Origin of the sequence: Methylobacterium sp. PvP105 (assembly GCF_017876975.1) — a bacterium.
Classification (GTDB): Bacteria; Pseudomonadota; Alphaproteobacteria; order Rhizobiales; family Beijerinckiaceae; genus Methylobacterium; species Methylobacterium radiotolerans.
Genome location: NZ_JAGIPA010000001.1, coordinates 971,395 through 990,493 on the forward strand (window position 1 = coordinate 971,395; position 19,099 = coordinate 990,493).

The following is a 19,099-nucleotide window of genomic DNA, read 5'->3' on the forward strand; positions in this document are numbered from 1 at the left end:
ATTGCCGAGGGAACCGCGGAGTAGGGCCGGTCCCTCGATGTCGCTGACCAAACGGATCGTCGGCCTGGTGGCCCTGGCGCTCATGCCGGCGCTGGCCATCCAGGGCTACAACGAGTACGCCCTGCGTGCCGCGCGGAGCGAGGCGGTGCGCGCCGAGGCGATGCGCACGGCCCGAAGCGTCGCGGCGGACCTCGGGCAGTTCGGACGCGGCGTGCGCCAAGCCCTCGGCATCCTCGCGGAGGTGCCCGAGATCCGCGGCAAGGACCACGAGGTCTGCACGCCCTACCTGAGGACGCTGCTCGACAAGGTGCCGGGCGCCTTCTTCTTCGCCGTGGTCGACACGGACGGGAGCGTGGTCTGCAACACGCTCGGTTCCGCACGCAGCGCCTACTCGCTGGCGAACCGGCGCTACTTCCAGGACGCGCTGCGTACCGGCGGCTTCGTGGTCGGCGAGCACACCCGCGGTCGCATAACCGACAAGCCCACCATCCAACTCGCGCAGGCGCTGGCGGGCCCGGACGGACACCCGGAGGGCGTCTTGGTGGCCAGCATCGACCTCGACTACCTGGCCGGCCAGCAGGCCCGGGCGGGCCTGCCATACGATGCGACGCTCACAGTCGCCGACAAGGCCGGCGTGATCCTCATCCGCGTGCCGGACCACGCGCAATGGGTCGGGAAACCCCTGCCGCCCGCCTTCTGGTCTGCGCTCTCGGAGAACCGCGGCCAAGTCGTCGACATGCGGGGTATGCGTGGCCGAATGCGCATCACCGGCGTCGCGGCCGCCACGCCGGACGACCTCGACGGCATCACGGTCGCCGTCGGGCTGTCGCCGGCCTCGGCCTTCGCCGACATCGACGCGGCGACCTGGCGCGGGCTGGTGCTGATCGGCCTGGGGGCCGCCCTGGCGCTTGCGGCGGCCCTGCTTGCCGGACGGGCGTTCATCCGCGAGCCAGTGAGCCGCCTGCTCCGGGTCGCGTCCGCTTGGCGGTTGGGTAATCTCAAGGCGCGGACCGGCATCTCCGGGCCGACCGAGTTCGGACAGCTCGGCGAGGCGTTCGATGCCATGGCGGCGTCCCTGCAGAAGCACGAGGGCGAGTTGCGCGCTGAACTCGCCCGAAGCCATCTGCTGCAGGAGCGGCAGACGCTGATGCTGCACGAGTTGAACCATCGCGTGCGCAACACGCTGACGACCGTGCAGTCCCTGGCCAGGCAGTCGCGCCGAGACGACCGGCTGGAGGGCCGCATCCTCGCACTGTCGAAGACACACGACCTGCTATCCCGGGACGAATGGGGCGCCGCTTCCCTGCGCACGGTGCTGGAGAACGAGCTGGCCCCGTTCCGCGACGAGCAGGCGCACCGCTTCAGCCTGGACGGGCCGGACCTCGACCTCCCGCCCCGCTACGTCCTGGCGCTCGGCATGACGGTCCACGAGCTGACGACCAACGCCGCCAAGTACGGTGCCCTGTCGACGGAGAACGGGCGGGTCGACGTGACCTGGCGCGTCGTCGTGGGGGAGAGCGGTGCCCGGCGGCTCGCGCTGGAGTGGCGTGAGAGCGGGGGGCCACCCGTCCAGGAACCGGGCAGGCGCGGCTTCGGAACCCGCCTGATCACCGGCGGCGTCAGCCGGGAGCTCGGCGGCCTGGTTCGGCTTGAGTTCGCCGCCGATGGCCTGCGCTGCACGCTCGACGTGCCCCTCGACGAGCAGGACCGTTTCACCTCGTTCCGGGAGGTGGCTGGCGGCCAGCCGTTCGGCACGGCCTGAGGGCGTAAGGGGACATCCCATGCCGGCCTCATCTTCAACCTGACAGGCCAGGGCGGTCTGCGCGTCCTGGCGGCCCGCTGGGCCAGGGGTTCCCGCTACGGTTCGGGCATCTGGCCGCACGCCGTGCCGCTGCGGTCCCTGGGCTCGATGCCTATCTGCGGCCGGCCGCCAAGCGGCTCATCCCAACCTCTGCGTGAAGAATGACCGATGAATCGGACGACCAGATCACTTGGCTCGTGCAGACCCTGGCCGAGAACGCCGGCGCCTCGGATGCGGCCGTGGGGCTGATGGTGGAGCGGTTGCGGCGCATGGAGGACGAGGCCCGGCTCGACGGGGCGGACAGGCAGACCCTGCAGCGGATCATGTCCGGACGCCGCCTTCTGGGCGATAGGGCGGATCTCGGTCCAATCCTGCCGTCCAAAGCCACCAAGTAGACGCCGCGGCTCAGGCCGGGTTCTCTTGGGGCTCCCGCAGCGCTGCATGGGCCTGGGCCAGGATGTCGAGCGGCAACCAAGGCCGGCGGGTGCATACCGTCTGTACGGGCACCCGCTTCCGGCACGTCTCGGGGGTCCCCGTGCTCACCACCACCCGTATGCCTGGCCGGAGCCTGCCGGCCGCCGTGGCGAGTTGATGCCCGCCGACCTCGCCCTTTAGCGTCGCGGTGCTCAGCAGCATGACGACGTCGTCGCCGCAGCGCTGCAAGACCTCGACCGCTGCCTCCCCGCTGGCGCAGGTGATCACGTCGAGGTCCGTCTCGCCCAGAAGCGTCTCGGCCTCGGCCCTCGTGGCTTGGTCATCGTCGACCACGAGGGCCAGCGGGGCGGCGTGGGTCATCTTCCGCATCAGTTCTCCTCGGGTTGTTCCACGTGGTCGACCCGCTCGGCGAGCTGAGCGATCAACCTATTCCAGTCCTCGGGCAGGGTGTCGTCCACAAGAGCGGAGTAGGCGTCCTCAAGCGCGTTACCGACCCCGTGAAGGCAGGGGTCCTGGGTTGCCGAGGAGCGGTTGGGGTGCCACAGATGACATTGGCGCATGGGTTCCCGTCCCGAGGCGGCGCCTGTCCCGCCGGCCCCGGCCCCACCTTAACGTGTGATAAGTTGTCCTAACCAATGAGCCCAGGCGCGGTTGGTTGCAGCGTGGCTTTAGTGGGAACGCCAATTGCCAAGGCATCGACGCCTGCGGCGCGGCAAGGGCGTGCGGGGCCGGTTGGCCGTGGGCCAACTCACCGAGACCGAGTGCCACTTACACCGAAAGTGAGGAGGGCGGCCTGGGTCTGACCGTCCGAGGCATCGTCATGTCTGGCTGTTATAGCGCTCGGAGTAGATCTCCTTCAGCGCCGCGAACTGGCCCTGCATCTCCAGGATCCTCACCCGGTGACGGCGGGCGAGGGTCAGCATGATGTCGGCGGCCTCGTCGGGCGTTACCGACGCAGCCCGGACCAGTTCGGCCGCCACCACCTCAAGGGCGACGATGCCCCTGTCGAGCGTGTTGAGGTAATTCAGCATTTCGAGGCGCATGGCCCCGCCTTTCTCAGGCGGCCGGCGCCGCAATACGGCACCTGGGCGGTACAGGCCCGGAGCGGTTTCGCTCTACGGCATGGGCCGAAACCGGGTGTCGTACCGCTCGCGCAGTGCGGCAAGCCTGCCCTGCATGACCAGAACCTGCACGCGGCGTCGCTGGGCCCGACCAAGCAAGGTCTGGGCTATGGGTTCGCCGTCGAGCAGGATGGCGGACCTCACCAGTTCGTCCGCGGTCGTGTTCAACGCCGCGATCTTGACGCTCAGGGCCTTCATCCGCCCGAGCATCGCCTTGCGCAGACCCTCGTTCATGCCGCCCCCATTCGCCGCAGACACCGGATGAACGTTCCTTCCAGGCTGATCAACACCCTTCGTGTTGAAGGTGCAGGCCAGCCGCGTCGAGGACCTGATCACCGCGCCCTGACGTCGAGGGCTCAGGCTCGGTGGCGTGCCGGGGCCCGGCGTCAGCCCGCCTTGCGGGCGTAGCGTCCCTCGTCCCGAGGCTCGAAGTAGCGACCGTGGAAGACGCGGACGTCCATCTTCTTCTTGAGCGTGCCCGGTGTCAGGGGCTCCTTGTGCAGGGTGGCGCCGCGGTGGGTCACGGCCCTGAGCTCCGGTAGGATCTCGGCCGGCGTTAGGGGGCCCCGCTCCACCAGGAGTGACCTGACCGGCTGGCTTTGGACCGGGCTGATTGAGAGGATCAGCCCGGACCGAAGGAGGCGGACATGCGGCGAGGTCAGAAGACGAGCGCGGAGCAGGTGGTGCTGAAGCTGCGGCAGGTCGAGGTGCAGACAGCCCAGGGCAAGTCTTTGTCACTGGCGTGCAAGGAGGCTGAGATCTCCGAGCAGAGCTATTACCGCTGGCGCAAGGAGTACGGCGGTCTCCAAGTCGATCAGGCCAGGAAGATGAAGGACTTGGAGCGCGAGAACGCGCGGCTGCGCCGGCTGGTGGCCGATCTATCCTTGGTGGGTCAGGTGCTGGCGGACGTCGCCTCGGGAAACTTGTAGCCCCCGAGCGACGCCGGCAGGCGGTGGACGGCATCCGGGAGAAGTACGGCCTCTCGGAACGTCACGCCTGCCGGATCATCGGTCAGCACCGCGGCACGCAGCGCTACGTGTCCACGCTGCCGGCCGACGAGGACGCGCTGACCCGCGCCATCGTCGCCCTGGCGTCCGAGTACGGGCGCTACGGCTACCGCCGTGTCACCGCGCTGCTGCAAGCAGACGGCTGGCAGGTGGGCAAGGATCGGGTTCAACGCATCTGGCGTCGTGAGGGGCTCAAGGTCCCACAGAAGCACCGACCGCGCAGCCGGCTGTGGCTGAACGACGGATCCAGCGTGCGGCTACGACCGCTCCACCGCAATCACGTCTGGAGCTTCGACTTCGTGCAAGCCCAGACGCACGATGGGCGCTCTCTGCGCATCCTGACGCTGATCGACGAGCATAGCCGGGCTTGTCTGGCGCTGAAGGTGGCGCGACGCATCAACAGCGTCGGCGTGATCGAAGCGCTGGCCGACGCCATGTGCCTGCACGGCATCCCGGAGCACATCCGCTGCGATAATGGTCCTGAGATGATCTCCAAGGCGTTGCGCAAATGGGTCGCCAAAGCTGGAGCACAGATCCAGTACATCGCGCCGGGCTCGCCGTGGGAGAACGGGTACTGCGAGAGCTTCAATGGCAAGCTTCAGGATGAGTACCTGAGACAGGAGATCTTCCACTCGCTGAAGGAGGCGCAGATCGTGATCGGTCTTTGGAAAACTACATACAACCGCGTCCGGCCGCACTCGTCCCTGGGCTATCGGCCGCCCGCGCCTGTCAGCTACCCGGATCTGGCCTTCCGGCTACCCATGGCAGCGGCCATGCAGTAGCCTCCCAATCGGCTCGGTCCAGAATACCGGTCAGTCACAGAGATCAAGGTCTCTCAGACACTTTCCGCGAGCGAAACGAGAGAGAACCGTTATAGAACAACACACGCGCATGAACTGGGACATGCCGTCTTCCATGACGAAGTTTTCCAGTTGAGGTTTGCGGCCGGAGACCTGTTCGTCGAACGAGGCGGGGTACGCATCATCTGCAAACGTGAAACGATGCTGGATGCCCCTCAGGTCGATTGGATGGAGTGGCAGGCGTCCTACGCGAGCGGTGCCTTCTTGATGCCTCGGGAGGCGCTCACTGACCTGCTTCGGCCCCTCGTCGTAGCAAGCGGCAAGCTCACCCCCTTTCGCATCGGAACCGAACTTTCCGATCAATTGATTGCCGCAGTTACCGACGCCTTCGCAGTTTCCAGGGAGGCGGCGAAGATCCGCCTCATCAAGCTGAATTATCTCTCGGACAAGCTTGTAACAGCGACACTTTTCGACTGAAGCTCATCTCGGTTCGTGTCCCCGAAAGAAGGCTTTCATTCGCACGTGGGGTATCTGGTAGCGCTACCCGATACCCCGCCTCTGAGTCGCGTTTTCGGACCCTGGCCAGGCGAATCGGAACGGCCTTCGGCACCGTTCCGGCGTCGCGGTCCTGTGGATCCCGGCGCCCCGGGCTTGCACGGGCACCCAGCGCCGAGACACGGTTCCTGACCCTCTGGAGACACCGCCATGAAACCCATGGCGAGCGCCCCACCGACTGACCGCCGGAGTGCCGCCGCGTGCCGAGCCTCCGCATCCCGCGGGGCTCCGATGTCACCCAGGACCGTTTGGTCGAGCGACCGTCACTTCGGACATGAAGCCCTCCTCGATGAGCGCATGGCCGTCCGCCGCCCCTTCGCCTCCATCGATGAGCACGACGAGACGTTGATCGCGCAATGGAACGCCGCGGGGGAAGCCGGCGTCGCGGACGCGGCGAGCTACGACCAGGTCCGGACGAAGCTCTACAGGCGCCGCGACCTGGCGGCCTGCCCGCTGGTCGCCGACGCCGCCTGACCCGGCGCCGGGGTCAGTGCATCCCGGGCGCCGCCGGCGACTCGGCCAGTTCGAGCTCCGCCGACGGATCGTACGACACCTGCATGATGCCGAACGTCATGGCGGCGCAGCACATGCGGCAGGCGTCGTACCGGGTCTGGAACTCGGCCGCGGCCCAGGCATCCGCCGTGACGGGCCTGTCGCCGGAGATCTCGGAGCGGAGGAGGTTGAGCTCCCGTCGGATGTGCGTTGCGTCAAATTCGACGTGCGGGACGCGGGCCGCGTAGCTTTCGAGCATCCCCGGATCGACCGGGACCTCGTGCTCGTCGAACCGGAACCAGCGCAGTCCCGTCGCCGGGTCCGGCGGCGGGACGTTGTCGCGCTGCGCGCAGATCGACATCATGCCGACGACGCTCTCGATGGCGTCCGTCCGCGTGGCGACCGGCTCCGGGGTGCCGACGATTGTGGGAACGCCTGGCGGCAGTCCCTTGAACTCCAAGTCGGCATGCCAGCCGTCGCCGACCTTGTAGAGGTGGACGCCGGCCGCCTTGGAGAGCTGCCAGTACGCCTCGGCGGCCGCGAAGACGTTGCTCCGCGCCTCGACCTGCACGCCCGTCACGTTCACGAGCTTGCCCTTCAACTGCCTGAGCATGGACGCCGCCTTCGCCCGATTCTGCGGATTGCTATGCTTGTAGCCCATGGCAACGCCTCGTCCCCCCGCCCGCGACAGCGCCGGCCGGTCGAGGAATTCTCCGGTTCAGGGTCGCAACCCACAAACCGCCAGGGGCACCGCACGTCAGGTTATGCGACCCGGAAAATGATGTGCGGATCTTTGGTGCCTGAAGCAGGTGACCATGGTGTGGGGGCCGCCTGTCCCCCTAGGTGCTCAACGCGGATCAAAGGGTCGGCGATCAACAAGGAGCCCAATCGGCCGCTTGCCGCCCCTCCAACGGTCGCGGGTTTTCGTCGACCGGTCCCCAAAAGGTAGTCGTCGCGGTCCGCCGCCCGGTCTCTCACGACATGGAGGAGGGGAGGCGGCGCGCCGATGGGGCCTACCTCGGAACGCATCAGGCCGGGCGGTGATACACGGCGCCACGTCAGGTGCGGGTCCGCGCGTCGGTGTTGCCACGCGATCACATCGTACGCGGAACGCGCCGGCGGAGCGTCGACCGGCTTGATCCTCCCACGTTGGAAGGCGGCAGCCTTCCCGAGACCTGACATGTCGCCCGGTTCCTCGGCGCGGCCCAACCGGGGGAGCGCAGGTGACATCGCATTCGAGGAACCGTACGGCACCGACACGCCGCAGCTTGGTCTCCGGCCTCGGCGCTTGCGCCGTCGCGGGCCTGTCGCCGTGCAGCCGTCCCGCCTTCGCCCTGACCAGCCCCGGCGAGGCCACGGCGCCGCGCGCCGCGACCTACGACCTCACCCTGGCCCGCGGAACGGTCGACAAGACCGGCACCCCCACCTGGGCCAACACCATCAACGGCGGCGTGCCCGGACCGGTGCTGCGCTGGCACGAGGGTGACGTCGTCACCATCAACGTCCGCAACGAATTGCCCGAGATGACCGGCATGCACTGGCACGGCATCATCCTGCCCAACGACATGGACGGCGTGCCGGGCCTGGAGTTCCCGGGCATCCAGCCCGGCGAGACCTTCACCTACCGCTTCCCGGTGCTGCAGAGCGGCACCTACTGGTACCACAGCCACATGGGCTACCAGGAGCAGAAGGGCGTCTACGGGGCTCTGATCATCGAACCGCGCGGCCGCGACCTGGTCCAGGCCGACCGCGATTACGTCGTGCTCCTGAGCGACTGGACCGACGAGGATCCCGAGCGCATCCAGAACAAGCTCAAGTACCAAGCCGACTACTACAATTTCGGCAAGCGCACGGTTCGGACGTTCTTCGCCGACGCCGAGCGCAGCGGGCTCGCCGACACGGTCAAGGAGCGCTGGCACGAGTCCGAGTCGCGCATGGACCCGTCCGGCCTGGAGGCGCCGTCCGGCGAGACCTACACCTACCTGATGAACGGGCAGCCGCCCGGGGCGAACTGGACGGCCCTGTTCCGGCCCGGGGAGCGGGTCCGGCTGCGCATCATCAACGCCTCCGCGGCGACCTACTACGACGTGCGCATCCCCGGCCTGACCATGAGCGTGGTCAATGTCCACGGCAACGACGTCGTCCCGGTTCCGGTCGATCAGTTCCGCATCGGCGTGGCCGAGACCTACGACGTGATCGTTCGCCCGCGCGAGGCGCGGGCCTACACCATCTTCGCGCAGGACCTCGGCCGGTCCGGCTACGCCCGCGGCACGCTCGCGCCACGCGACGGGATGGCGGCCGAGATCCCGCCCTTCGACCCGCGGCCGCTGCGGACCATGACCGACATGGGCATGCAGGGCATGATGGGCCGCGACCAGATCGGCGCTTCCCATCCCGACGGCTCGCGCATCGGCGGCATCCTCGGCGAGCACGCCCACGAGATCGTGCCGGACAAGCGTCGCCTCGCCGGCCACCAACCCATGGCGAAGCCGCCGCCTGGCGTCGAGCTCGATGAGACCGGCGTCGAGGTCCAGATGAAGCCGAAGATGCTGAGCGACCGCACCCGCATCCCCGGTGACGGCCTGAACCAGCTGAACCGCCGCGTGCTGACCTACGCCGACCTGCGCTCGATCAACCCCGGCGTCGACGACCGCCGGCCGACCCGCGAGATCGTGCTCAAGCTCAGCGGCAACATGCAGCGCATGATCTGGGGCTTCGACGGTAAGAAGTTCACCGAGGTGGGACCCATCGACGTGACGGTCGGCGAGCGGTTCCGGCTCGTGATGATCAACGAGACGATGATGAGCCACCCGATCCACCTGCACGGCATGTGGATGGAGCTGGAGAACGGGCAGGGGCGGCACCGACCTTACCTGCACACGGTCAGCGTCGCCCCGGCCGAGAAGCTGTCGATGCTGGTCACCCCCGTGGCGACCGGGCAGTGGCCGCTGCACTGCCACATCCTGTATCATTTCGAGGCTGGCATGTTCCGTACCCTGCGCGTCCTGCCGAGGGAGGCGTGATGCGCGCGCCTGCCACCCTCGCGCTCATCGTCCCACTCATCGCACTCGCGCCCTCCGGCGTCCTGGCCCAGAGCGTGACGGGGCTGCTCAACGGCGGCACGCGCCTCGGGCCGGATACGCTGCAGGGCGCCGCGCCCTACGGCAACCCGATCCTCGACGACCGAGTGTACGCCCACGCCTTCCTCAACCAGTTCGAGGGTCGCTTCGGGGACGGGAGCTACTTCCGTTACGACGGACAGGCCTGGATCGGGGACGACTACAACAAGCTGTGGCTGAAATCGGAGGGTCGTTACAACGCCGGCAATCGTGGGCGTTTCTCGGACGGCGACCATGAGGCCCTCTACACCCGACCGATCTCGACCTATTTCGATATGCAGGTCGGCGTGCGCTCGGACATCGACAGCCTGCGCAATCGGACCTGGGCCGCCTTCGGCATCCAGGGGCTGGCCATCGGGTTCTGGAACCTCGAACTCACGGGCTACGCCAGTGACAACGGGCGCTTCGCATTCCGGGGTAACGCCTCCTACGATCTCTACCTGACGCAGCGCCTGATCCTCCAGCCGCAGATCGAGATGAACGCCTACTCGAAGGCCGACCGCGGCCGGGAGCTCGGTTCGGGGGTGTCGGACATCGATATGGGCCTACGGCTGCGCTACGAGTTCACCCGCGAGATCGCACCCTACGTCGGCCTCTCCTACCAGCAGTTCCTGGGCGGCACGGCGGACTACCGGCGCCGGTCCGGAGAGGGCAGCGGCGACCTGCGGGCGCTGGCCGGCCTGCGCCTCTGGTACTGAGACGCTACCCTGCCAGTCGATGCACCACCCGTCGTCACGCCACGGAAGCGCCGGGTCGCCGCGCGGTCGCGCGAAGGCGTCGGCGACCGCACCGTATCGCTCGAACCCTGCGGCACTGCGGGACGTCTTCCTGATCGGGCTCGCCCGACCCGCCGGCCGCGATGCCACTCTTCGCCCAACCGTGGAGATCGACCGTGACGCAGACCTTTCGCCCGCTCCTCGCCGCGCTCATGCTCCTGGCCGGCCTGGGATCGGCGCACGCACAGGCCGTCACGGAGCCGGGGTTGAAGGGTTACGGGATCAGGGCGGTGGAAGGGGCAACTCTTCCCGAGATGCTCGGTCGCTGCGCCGCCGCCGACCGAGGAGAGGCCTCCCTCGCGTCGGGCGAGACCCCGGCCTTGCTGGCCGCCCGGTGCGACCAACTCCGGCGTTCGCTCCGGACCCAGCCGGGCAATACGGCGCAACGGCGCTGACGCGAGGGCCCCCGACGCCGACGTCGGCCAAGCGCGCGCGGCCGCGGCGCTCCGGGGCCCCGGACCGTCATCCGACCCGTACCGAGCCCGTCATCTCGCCGGACCGGCCTCGATACGTGCCGAAGGGGCGGGAGCGGGCCCTTCGCCCGGTCGCGCGGGCTCGCGGGCGAGGGCGTCGAGCAGCGGGCATTCCGGCCGGTCATCGCCGGGGCATGTCTCGGCGAGATCCCGCAACGAGGCTGCGGCGTCCGCCAGCGCGGCGGCGCGTCGTTCCATGTCGGTCGCGCGCCGGATCGCCAAGTCCTTCACCCCAGCGCTGGCACGCTCCTCGTCGCGCCACAGGCGCAGCAGCACGGCGGTGTCGGCGACCGAGAAGCCGAGGATGCGGGCCCGGTGCACGAATCGCAGCGTGCGCACCTCGTCCTCGGCGTAGACCCGATGACCCGACGCCGACCGGGTCGGTGACCGGATCAGGCCGGCGCGCTCGTAATAGCGGATCATCTTGGGCGAGATTCCGCAGGCGCGTGCAGCCTCCCCGATCCTCATCGCGCCACCTCCCGTTCCGTCGAGGCGCGTCGGCGCGCCCGGACGAGCCTGGCCGCCGCGACCAACCCGGCCCCGAGACCGCCTCGCTCGGGCGAACGCCGGGGAAACCCGCGGCTCGGCCGCATCGCGGACGGCCGAACGGACCTGGGCGGCCTCCTGCCCCGCAGCGTCGCCAAGGTCGGAAGCACCATCGGCGGAACCGCGAGCGCCGCGGCCGCGCCCCTGTTCGCGAACGGAGGCGGTCGCACCGGAACGTCGTCGGGCGCGAGACCAGGGGAGGCGGAACGGGAACGTCCGCGGTCGGGGAAACGCATGGCGTGAGCGCGCATCGTTTAGGCCGCCTCCCGCGCCGACACCGGCTGCGCGATGCCTGGCTGAACGGCAACCGGGACGTCGACGGCCCGCGTGACCTCGGCAAAGCGCGTCGTCGCGTCCGACCAATCCTGGGCGAAATCGAACAGCTCCCTGAGGGCGGGCGCGATCTCCTTGTAGGCCGCGAGCGCCGCCACAAGGGCGCCGAGGGTCAGGCGGCCTTGCACGACGAGATAGCCGCCGATCAGGAAGAAGAAGAGCGGCGTGAGGTTGGACGTGTAGTTGTACAGGCTCTTGATGCCGCCCTTCATGTCGTTGATGGCGACCCGGATCCGCTCAAGCTCCTCGACGTGCGCCATCCGCCGACGCAACGACGAGGCGTGCGGATCGCGCCTCACCGCGGACGGGGCGAGGCCCGGCGGCCCGGCGACCTCGGGCGTGGTGACGAAGGCGCCGAGCGTGCGCGTGGCGAGGACGCGCTGCCGAACCTTCGCGTTCAGGCGCCTCTGGAGGCGCGGCAGGACCGTGAGCTGCACCGGCAGCATGATCAGCGCGGCAAAGCCGAGGGCGACGTCCTGGAGCAGAAGGAAGGCGACGCTCGTGACCAGCACGCCCCCTTGCACGATGGGGACCGCGACCAAGCTGCCGCCGAAGTAGCCGATGGGCTCGACCTCCTGGACCGCCACGGCGGCGAGCGTCGTGCGACGCTCGGCCGAGCGCTCCGTGCGGGCGCGCCGCAGGACGGCCAGGCGCAGGCGGCGCACGACGCGCTCGTTGACGCGTCCGCGAACCCGGTTCGCCGCGTACTTCAGGAGCCCGTTCAGGGTGAGGACGGCGAGGTAGCCGCCGCAGAGGGCGAACAGCAGTTCCGTGCGGCCGAGGGGAAGGCCGAGGAACGTCATGCCGGGATGCCCGTCGCCCCGCGCATCGGCGAGCGCATGGTTGACGATGTGCTTGGGTATCTCAAGGGTGAGCCAGGCGGCCGGCAGCGTCGCGAGCGACAGGAAGACCAAGCGAACCTGGATGCCCAGGGTGGCACCCAGGACGTATGCCTCCAAGCGCCGGCCCGGCCGGAACCCGAAGCCGCGATGCCGACGGCCGCGGGACGGGGCGGACGGCAGGGCATCGGTGGGTCCTGCAGCACCGGGACCGTCCACCGACCGCCGACGGCGGCGCAGCGCGGCGCGGCCGACGAGCCACGCGGTCCACGCGGGCGCCACGACGAAGACGAGGAAGGCATCGGCGACGATCCACCAGTGGCCGTGCGGGTAGTCGAGGCCCGTGAGCCTGTGGGCAAGGGCGTGGAAGGCTTCGATTGCCGTCACGGGGCAGCTGGGTCCGTATTTCGGGGAGGAGAGGGCGCGCTTCGCGGCCCGGCGTTCGCGATGGTCTCAGCGGCACCCGGCGGCCCGGCCTTTCGTGCGTCCACTTGCGAGGGAATGCCGTCCCCGGCATGGGCGCCGTCGCCCTCGCCCCTCGACGTGGGGCACGCCCTGCGACCCACGGCCCCCGCGTACGCTTCGAAACGGACGGTCCGGAATGTCCCGAAGGCGACCTGGCGCCTCGTGCGGACCGAACAGGGCGTGAGGCCCGCCCGCTCGACCGCCTTGAGGGAGGCGGCGTTGTCGGCGTCGACGAAGGCGACCAAGCGTCGCTTGCCCAGTGATCGGGCGCGTTCGGCGATCAGGTGCACGGCGGCTGCCATGACGCCCAGGCCGCGGAAGCCCATCGGCGTAAAGGCGTTCTCCAGCATGGCCTCGTCGGTCGCCAGAACCGGCAGGGCGCCGGACCGGCGGATCGCGTCGCCGTAACCCGGGTCGGTGAGCCACTGGATGTGGCAGGGTCGGTCCGACTCGACGTCGACGAGCACGTAGCATCGGCTCGGCAGGACGCCGTGTGCGGCGGCGCGCAATCGCCACCTGACGTCGTCGCATTCGCGCTCGGCCGCCTTGTCGCCGCCGACGGGAAAGAGGGCCGGAAGGTCGTCCGGTTGGAACTCGCGCAGCCGGACCGGGATCCTGGCGGCCGGCGGTTCGACGGCGACCGACATGTCCCGCCCAAAACCTATCGAGATCCGCTCGGAGAACAGACCCAGGGCCATGCGCCGGGCCACCCTGGCGCGCAACATCGCCAGTCCATCGCCGAGGGAGCCGTCACCGCGCGCGTGCGGGTAGGGCTTGAACGTCATGCCGAGCCTCGCTCGTTTCGCCGGAGATGCGCCCGGGCGACCACGCGTGGGCGCGCGCGGGTCATCGGCGACCTCCGCCGCACTCGGACCGAAGGCGGGAGCGCCGCCCAGGAGGATCGCATCAGCCGCCCCCCATGATCCGGGCGGTCCGGATCTCGACGGTCCGGACACGCGCGACGTGCGCGGCCCAGAACCGATTCACGAGGAGCGCGACGGCGGTCGACGCCGCGCCTGATCTCGATGCCGATGTCCGCGGGATGCCAGGACCGGCCGTCGCCGCGAGCGGCGACCCCATGGCGGCCAGCCGGGCGCGGGCGCGCCGACAGTAATCGACCGAGCGCGGCGTCAGGCGTTCCTCGCCGTGGCCGGCGCGATACTTGGCGAGGGCACGGCACACGTTCCCGCCCGCGAGGCTCCACGCCCGTGCGAGGTAGGTGACGCCGTAGCGAACGTTCGTGGCCGGATCGAGAAGTTCCGCGGCCGGCCCGCGATGGCCGAGCATCGCAGCCGTGGCCGGCCGCACCTGCATCAGTCCGAGTTCGCCGACCTTTCCGACCGCCCCGGCGTCGTAGCCGCTCTCGACGAACGCGACCGCCTCGGCGAGTGCGGGCGGGACCCCGCGTGCCGCCGCCTCCCGCGCCAGGAGTTCGCCATAGGCGTCTGGACCGCCGCCCGCGGGGTCAGCGGCGGCCAAGCCCGTGGCGACCGATCCCGCGGTGCCCCCCGCCCCCTCCGCCGCGGTCGTCGCGACGGCGACCGCGGCGAGTCCGAGGAGGACGCCCAGGGCGCGAGGCGTCGCGGCCGGGCTCGGGCGAGGCCGGCCGGCTTCCATCACTTGGCCTTCTGGATGCGGGTGACGGCGATCGAACCGTTCACGCGGTCGGCCGAGAACCGCACCCGCTCGCCGGGCTTCAGCCCCTTGAGCATGGCCGGGTCCTGGACCTTGTAGGCCATGGTCATCGCGTCCATCCCGATGTTCGGGATGGTCTCGTGATCGAGGGTCACCTTGCCCGCGGCGTCGTCGACCTTCTTCACGGTCCCGGCGACGAGGGGGGCGTTGGACGGCGTCGCCGGCGGAGCCGACTGCGGGGCCGCCTTCTCCGCGGAAGGCGGCTCGGGCCGAGCCTGGCCCGGGGCTCCTTTCGCTTGACGGTCGAGCGGTCCCTCGCCCGACGGCGTCTGGTTCGGCTGCGGCCGGTACCCGGCCTCGCGGCTGCGGACCTGCCACTGCTTCAGGGCGTCGATCCGCGCCTGCTGCTCGTCCTGGATCTTCTGGGCTGTCTCGCGCAGCTGCCGGTCCCCGCCGTAGTCCAGCTGCGTCTTGGCCAGGAACAGCGTCTCCTCGTAGCTCGCGATGAGCAGCTCGGCGAAGTCCCGGTCCGGATCACCGGTCAGCTTCGTGTCCCGGAAACGGTTCGCCATCGTCTCGCGCGCCCGTTCCAGCGCTGCCGGCGCGCCTTTCGCGGGCTGCGCTCCGGCGCGCTCCGGAACCGGGCCGACGAGGGCCGCGGCGAGCGCGGCGGACAGGATCAGGCGTCGCATGGTCTCTCCATCTCAAGGTTTCGGAGACCTCGCGCGGGACCGGGCGGAAGCCGCGCGAGGGCTCGCCTCCAGGGCGCTACTTCGCCTTCTGGATCTTCGTGACGGTGTAGGCCCCGCCCGTCTCGGCGACGTCGAAATCGACCTTGTCGCCGGCCTTGAGATCCTTGAGCATCGCGGGATCCTTGACCGGGTAGGCCATCGTCATCGCGTCCATGTCGAGCTTCGGGATCGCGGCGTGGTCCAGCGTGACCTTGCCGGCGGCCGGGTCGACCTTCGTCACCGTCCCCTTCACGGACTGCGCCCACGCCGGCGCCGCGACCGCCAGGAAGGCCGCCGACAGGACGGCGAGCGGGATCTTGCGTCTCATGGGTCTCTTCTCCTTCGGTCCAGAACCGCCGCACCGGCCGCGTTGAGGGGTTTGCGGCGACCGGCGCGGCGGACTTCGGACGGGATCGCTCCCGGTCCGAACGGGTTCGCCTGCCGCGCGCGAGGCGCTTCCGGCAGGCCGATTGGCGAGTTGCGGGCGTCCGCCTAGTGCTCGTGGCCGACCGCGTTCGATGCGGTGCGACGGGTGCGCGGGTCCACGACCCGCAGGTCGGTCTGCCGCGCGCGTCGGCCCTTGGGCGTGTCCGGGGCGCGGGTCGGCTCGGGCATCGGCTCGCCGGTCCACTCGTAGGCGAGGGTGCCTTCCGGATGCCTGTACCAACCCGGGTCGCGGTAATCGCCGGCCGCCAGTCCCGGACGGACCTTCAGGACCGTGAACATCCCGCCCATCTCGACGGACCCGAACGGGCCCGTGCCGGTCATCATCGGCAGCGTGTTGTCGGGGAGCGGCATCTCCATCTCGGACATCATGCCGCCGCCGGTGGACCCCATCGGCATGTACCCCGGGGCGATCTTCTGGATCTGCTTGGCCGTGCTCTTCAGGTTCACGCCGATGTAGGTGCGCACGTTGTGGCCCATGGCGTTCATGGTGTGGTGCGACTTGTGGCAGTGGATCGCCCAGTCGCCCGGGTTGTCGGCGTTGAACTCGATGGCCCGCATCTGCCCGACCGCGACGTCGACCGACACCTCCGGCAACTGATAGTTCTCGTTGATCCAGCCGCCGTCCGTGCCGGTGACCTTGAAGTCGACGCCGTGGACGTGGATCGGGTGGTTGGTCATGGTCAGGTTGCCGAACCGCATCCGGACCTTGTCGCCCTGCCGCGCGACCATCGGGTCGATGCCCGGCCAGACCCGGCTGTTGAAACACCACATGTTCATGTTGAGCATCGTGTTGACCTTGGGCACGTAGGACCCGGCCTCGATGTCGTAGGCGTTCAGCAGCCAGACGAAGTCGCGGTCGACCCGCCGCTCGGCCGGATCGCGCGGATGGACGACGAAGAAGCCCATCATGCCCATCGCCATCTGGACCATCTCGTCCGAGTGCGGGTGGTACATGAAGGTGCCGGAGCGCCTCAGGATGAACTCGTAGACGAAGGTCTTGCCCGGCGGGATGCCGGGCTGGGTCAGCCCGGCGACCCCGTCCATGCCGTTGGGCAGCGTCTGGCCGTGCCAGTGCACCGCGGTCGCTTCCGGCAGGCGGTTGGTGACGAAGATGCGGACCTTGTCGCCCTCGACCGCCTCGATGGTCGGTCCGGGCGATTGGCCGTTGTAGCCCCAGAGCCGCGCGTCCATGCCGGGCGCCATCTCCCGCACGACCGGCTCGGCGATGAGGTGGAACTCCTTCCAGTCGCCGCGCATGCGCCAGGGCAGCGTCCAGCCGTTGAGCGTGACCACCGGCTGGTAGTCCGGCCCGCTGGTCGGATAGAGCGGCGGCTGCATGGTCGCCTTGTCCATGATCGGGGCCTCCGGAAGCCCGGCCGCCTGGATGCGTCCGCTGATCATGGACGTGCCGGCCAGCACGAGGCCGCCCGCTCCCAGGATCCCTCTGCGCGAGATGTCGGTCATGATGCCTCTCCGAATGTCATGGACGGGCCGCGGTCCCGACCTCAGCCGCCGGGCGTCGCGACGGCGAGGCTCGTGCCCGGGGTGCCCCCGGCGGCCTCGCCGCCGAAGTTGCCCCCCGAGAACCCGCCGCCGACGGTCGCGGCCTTGAGGTCGGTCGCCGCGATCCAGAAGTCGCGCTGCGCCTCGATCGCCTGGATGTTGCTCAGGATCCTGGCCCTGGCGTCGACGATGAGCGTCGTCACGTCCAGGAGCATGCCGCTGTACTGGAGCAGGGTCTGGTCCTGGATCGTCCGCCGCAGGGGCAGGACGCTCGTCCGGTAGTGCCGGGTGATGTCGTACTGGCCGCGATAGCGCTGGTATGCCTCGCGCACCTCGGAGCGGGCGTTGACCGCGCGCTCCGCCAGGCGGTTGGCGCTGGCGAGGTAACTCTCCCTCGCGCCCCGGACGGCGGTAGCCCCGAAGTCGTAGACCGGGATGACGAGGTCCGCCGTGAACCCGTTCAGGCTGGCCTTGTCGACCTTCGGGGCGCCGCCCTCTGCCCCGCTCCCGAGGGTCCTCGACTGCGAGAATCTGTTCGCGAAGCCCACGTCGAAGACGCTGACGAAGCCGCTCACTTGGTTCAGCCCGAACTGCCCGACGAGCGACTGCAGCTCGAAGCGGGCGGCCTGCACGTCGGCTCGCTTCGTCATCGCCTCGGCCTCGATGGCGCGTCCTTCGACGAGCCTTCCGGGCAGGGGCGGCAGGCCGTTTGGCAGGCGGAATTCGGTGTCCCGACCCCAGAGCCCGAGGAGGCGCGTCAGTCGCTCCCGCTCCGCCCGTTGCTGGACCCGCGCCTTCGCGAGTTGCGCCCCGAGCTCGCTGTAGAAGGCGTGCTCGCGCGCCTGCTCCAGCTTGTTCAGCGCGCCCGTCTCGCCCAGCTGCTTGGCCAGCGTCGACGCGGATTCGGCGCCGGCCAGCGCCTGTTCCAGGAAGGCGGTCGCTTGGTTGGCGGCCACGGTCCGGTAGTATTGGCGCCGGGCCTCGCCGGCCAGCCGCAGGACCTGATCCGCCGCGTTGTACTGGTCAGCCCCGAAGCGCTGTCGCGCGATCTCGGCGCGCGCCGGCAGCGTCACCAACTCCAGCACGCTCGCGGCCACGGAGCGCTCGATCTCCGTGTTGAACCCCAGGCCCCACTGGGTGATGGAGAGCCGCGGGGAAGGCGGCAGCGTGGCCTGCACGTACTGCGCCTCGGAGACGCCGAGGTCGTTGAACGCGGCCTGCAAACCCCGATTTCTGAGGAGCGCGACCTGAACGGCGCCATCCGCCGTCAGGGGATGCCGCAGCAGCGCGTCCACCCGCGTCTCCGCGGTCGGCGCGATGCCCTGATCGTCCGCCTTCACGATGTCCTTGCGCAGTTCCAGCGAAGCATAGCCGCCGGCGACCGACAATCCGGCGTCCGGCGAAAAGCTCGCGCAGCCGCCGAGGGCCAAGCCGAGGCCCATGAGGCTCGTCGCCGTGCGCAGAAGACGCCACCGGACGGGCTCGCCCGGCGCGCGCTCCGTCCTGCCGGCATGTCCCGGCGCCGCCAACGTGCGTCCCATGCCGGTTAATCCGGGATGCGCGTCCGTTTGGTTACAGGGCCGCGCCATCACCGGCCTCCCGAGTCGCGCTTGCCGCCCATCCCCGGCATCCCGTCCATGCCCGGCATGCCGCCCATTCCGCCGGACCCGGTCTTCGGTGCGACCTGTCGGTTGAGCTCCCGCCAATCCTTCGGCTCGACGACGCCGAAATCCTTCACGCCCCGCGTGACCTTCGCGTAGCGGGGCGGCGGTACCGGCACGCCCGGGTCGGAGGGCAGGACGAGCCCGGCGGGCACGGCGGCGGGAATGCAGCCGGCGAGCGGCAGGACCGCCGCGAGCGCGGCCGGTCTCGGCAACTTGAACATGGTGGACTTCCCGAACTGAGGCGGACGGCCGAGGGCAAGGCCCGGCGCGGCGCCGGCCGCGCGGCTGGAGCCGGCGACGGGGTCGCGCCCGACCGAGGCGTCGGGTGTTCGAACGGAATGGTTTGCCGTCCCTTCG

23 protein-coding genes are annotated in these 19,099 nt (G+C 69.7%); 8 read left to right on the forward strand and 15 right to left on the reverse strand.

Features of this window, described 5'->3' with window-relative positions:
- The first annotated feature begins 37 nt into the window (after nt 1-37).
- Complete coding sequence (locus J3A75_RS04565; protein WP_122160867.1) at nt 38-1,762, forward strand: sensor histidine kinase; 1,725 nt, start codon at nt 38-40, stop codon at nt 1,760-1,762.
- A gap of 200 nt (nt 1,763-1,962) precedes the next feature.
- Nucleotides 1,963-2,196, forward strand: a complete 234-nt coding sequence (locus tag J3A75_RS04570; RefSeq protein WP_122160866.1) for a hypothetical protein — start codon at nt 1,963-1,965, stop codon at nt 2,194-2,196.
- Nucleotides 2,197-2,206: 10 nt separating this feature from the next.
- Here J3A75_RS04570 and J3A75_RS04575 read toward each other — a convergent pair whose 3' ends face one another.
- From J3A75_RS04575 to J3A75_RS04595, 5 genes are all read right to left on the reverse strand, one after another.
- Nucleotides 2,207-2,605 (reverse strand): response regulator, encoded by a 399-nt coding sequence (locus tag J3A75_RS04575; RefSeq protein ID WP_122160865.1) that lies wholly within the window; start codon nt 2,603-2,605, stop codon nt 2,207-2,209.
- Nucleotides 2,605-2,796 carry a hypothetical protein gene (locus tag J3A75_RS04580; RefSeq protein WP_122160864.1) on the reverse strand — a complete coding sequence of 64 codons (192 nt, stop codon included), beginning with the start codon at nt 2,794-2,796 and terminating at the stop codon, nt 2,605-2,607. The genes J3A75_RS04575 and J3A75_RS04580 overlap by 1 nt, the downstream gene beginning before the upstream one ends.
- Nucleotides 2,797-3,054: 258 nt before the next feature.
- Nucleotides 3,055-3,279: a hypothetical protein gene (locus tag J3A75_RS04585; protein WP_122160863.1), complete on the reverse strand. Its 225-nt coding sequence runs from the start codon at nt 3,277-3,279 to the stop codon at nt 3,055-3,057.
- 72 nt (nt 3,280-3,351) lie between these two features.
- Complete coding sequence (locus J3A75_RS04590) at nt 3,352-3,591, reverse strand: hypothetical protein (RefSeq protein ID WP_122160862.1); 240 nt, start codon at nt 3,589-3,591, stop codon at nt 3,352-3,354.
- A gap of 152 nt (nt 3,592-3,743) precedes the next feature.
- On the reverse strand, nt 3,744-3,881 hold the full coding sequence (locus J3A75_RS04595) for a hypothetical protein (RefSeq protein ID WP_238247510.1): 138 nt from the start codon (nt 3,879-3,881) through the stop codon (nt 3,744-3,746).
- 123 nt (nt 3,882-4,004) lie between these two features.
- Between J3A75_RS04595 and J3A75_RS04600 the strand changes: the two genes are divergently transcribed.
- The 3 genes from J3A75_RS04600 (at nt 4,005) to J3A75_RS04610 (ending at nt 6,193) form a co-directional block, all read left to right on the forward strand.
- A protein-coding gene (locus tag J3A75_RS04600; protein WP_122160860.1) for an IS3 family transposase occupies nt 4,005-5,146 on the forward strand; the annotation gives its coding sequence in 2 pieces (ribosomal slippage) (nt 4,005-4,272 and nt 4,272-5,146; 1,143 coding nt in all).
- 42 nt (nt 5,147-5,188) lie between these two features.
- Nucleotides 5,189-5,641, forward strand: a complete 453-nt coding sequence (locus tag J3A75_RS04605) for an ImmA/IrrE family metallo-endopeptidase (RefSeq protein ID WP_281035528.1) — start codon at nt 5,189-5,191, stop codon at nt 5,639-5,641.
- Nucleotides 5,642-6,016: 375 nt separating this feature from the next.
- Complete coding sequence (locus J3A75_RS04610; RefSeq protein WP_163006055.1) at nt 6,017-6,193, forward strand: hypothetical protein; 177 nt, start codon at nt 6,017-6,019, stop codon at nt 6,191-6,193.
- Between the two features lie 13 nt (nt 6,194-6,206).
- Here the strand turns inward: J3A75_RS04610 and J3A75_RS04615 are convergent, their stop codons facing one another.
- Entirely contained in the window at nt 6,207-6,872 is a 666-nt protein-coding gene (locus tag J3A75_RS04615) for a hypothetical protein (protein WP_122160859.1), read from the reverse strand.
- A gap of 607 nt (nt 6,873-7,479) precedes the next feature.
- On the opposite strand from J3A75_RS04615, the gene J3A75_RS04620 reads away from it, so the two are divergent.
- The 3 genes from J3A75_RS04620 (at nt 7,480) to J3A75_RS04630 (ending at nt 10,501) form a co-directional block, all read left to right on the forward strand.
- On the forward strand, nt 7,480-9,234 hold the full coding sequence (locus tag J3A75_RS04620) for a copper resistance system multicopper oxidase (RefSeq protein ID WP_245364373.1): 1,755 nt from the start codon (nt 7,480-7,482) through the stop codon (nt 9,232-9,234).
- Nucleotides 9,234-10,028 carry a copper resistance protein B gene (locus J3A75_RS04625; protein WP_122160857.1) on the forward strand — a complete coding sequence of 265 codons (795 nt, stop codon included), beginning with the start codon at nt 9,234-9,236 and terminating at the stop codon, nt 10,026-10,028. The genes J3A75_RS04620 and J3A75_RS04625 overlap by 1 nt, the downstream gene beginning before the upstream one ends.
- Before the next feature lie 194 nt (nt 10,029-10,222).
- Nucleotides 10,223-10,501 (forward strand): hypothetical protein, encoded by a 279-nt coding sequence (locus J3A75_RS04630; RefSeq protein ID WP_163006054.1) that lies wholly within the window; start codon nt 10,223-10,225, stop codon nt 10,499-10,501.
- 90 nt (nt 10,502-10,591) lie between these two features.
- On the opposite strand, the gene J3A75_RS04635 is transcribed toward J3A75_RS04630, so the two are convergent.
- The 9 genes from J3A75_RS04635 to J3A75_RS04675 all read right to left on the reverse strand — a co-directional run bounded on the left by J3A75_RS04635 (nt 10,592) and on the right by J3A75_RS04675 (nt 18,963).
- Entirely contained in the window at nt 10,592-11,047 is a 456-nt protein-coding gene (locus J3A75_RS04635) for a MerR family DNA-binding transcriptional regulator (protein WP_122160855.1), read from the reverse strand.
- A gap of 332 nt (nt 11,048-11,379) precedes the next feature.
- Nucleotides 11,380-12,684, reverse strand: a complete 1,305-nt coding sequence (locus tag J3A75_RS04640; RefSeq protein WP_122160854.1) for a multidrug ABC transporter ATPase — start codon at nt 12,682-12,684, stop codon at nt 11,380-11,382.
- Entirely contained in the window at nt 12,681-13,547 is an 867-nt protein-coding gene (locus J3A75_RS04645) for a GNAT family N-acetyltransferase (protein WP_122160853.1), read from the reverse strand. Before J3A75_RS04645 ends, J3A75_RS04640 begins: the two co-directional genes overlap by 4 nt.
- Before the next feature lie 121 nt (nt 13,548-13,668).
- Nucleotides 13,669-14,379 carry a transglycosylase SLT domain-containing protein gene (locus J3A75_RS04650; RefSeq protein WP_122160852.1) on the reverse strand — a complete coding sequence of 237 codons (711 nt, stop codon included), beginning with the start codon at nt 14,377-14,379 and terminating at the stop codon, nt 13,669-13,671.
- Nucleotides 14,379-15,089: a copper-binding protein gene (locus J3A75_RS04655; protein WP_122160851.1), complete on the reverse strand. Its 711-nt coding sequence runs from the start codon at nt 15,087-15,089 to the stop codon at nt 14,379-14,381. Before J3A75_RS04655 ends, J3A75_RS04650 begins: the two co-directional genes overlap by 1 nt.
- A gap of 76 nt (nt 15,090-15,165) precedes the next feature.
- Complete coding sequence (locus J3A75_RS04660) at nt 15,166-15,456, reverse strand: copper-binding protein (protein ID WP_122160850.1); 291 nt, start codon at nt 15,454-15,456, stop codon at nt 15,166-15,168.
- Nucleotides 15,457-15,620: 164 nt separating this feature from the next.
- Nucleotides 15,621-17,039 (reverse strand): multicopper oxidase family protein, encoded by a 1,419-nt coding sequence (locus J3A75_RS04665; protein ID WP_122160849.1) that lies wholly within the window; start codon nt 17,037-17,039, stop codon nt 15,621-15,623.
- A 41-nt stretch (nt 17,040-17,080) separates the two neighbouring features.
- On the reverse strand, nt 17,081-18,619 hold the full coding sequence (locus J3A75_RS04670; RefSeq protein ID WP_122160848.1) for a TolC family protein: 1,539 nt from the start codon (nt 18,617-18,619) through the stop codon (nt 17,081-17,083).
- 47 nt (nt 18,620-18,666) lie between these two features.
- On the reverse strand, nt 18,667-18,963 hold the full coding sequence (locus J3A75_RS04675; protein WP_122160847.1) for a hypothetical protein: 297 nt from the start codon (nt 18,961-18,963) through the stop codon (nt 18,667-18,669).
- Nucleotides 18,964-19,099: the final 136 nt, after the last annotated feature.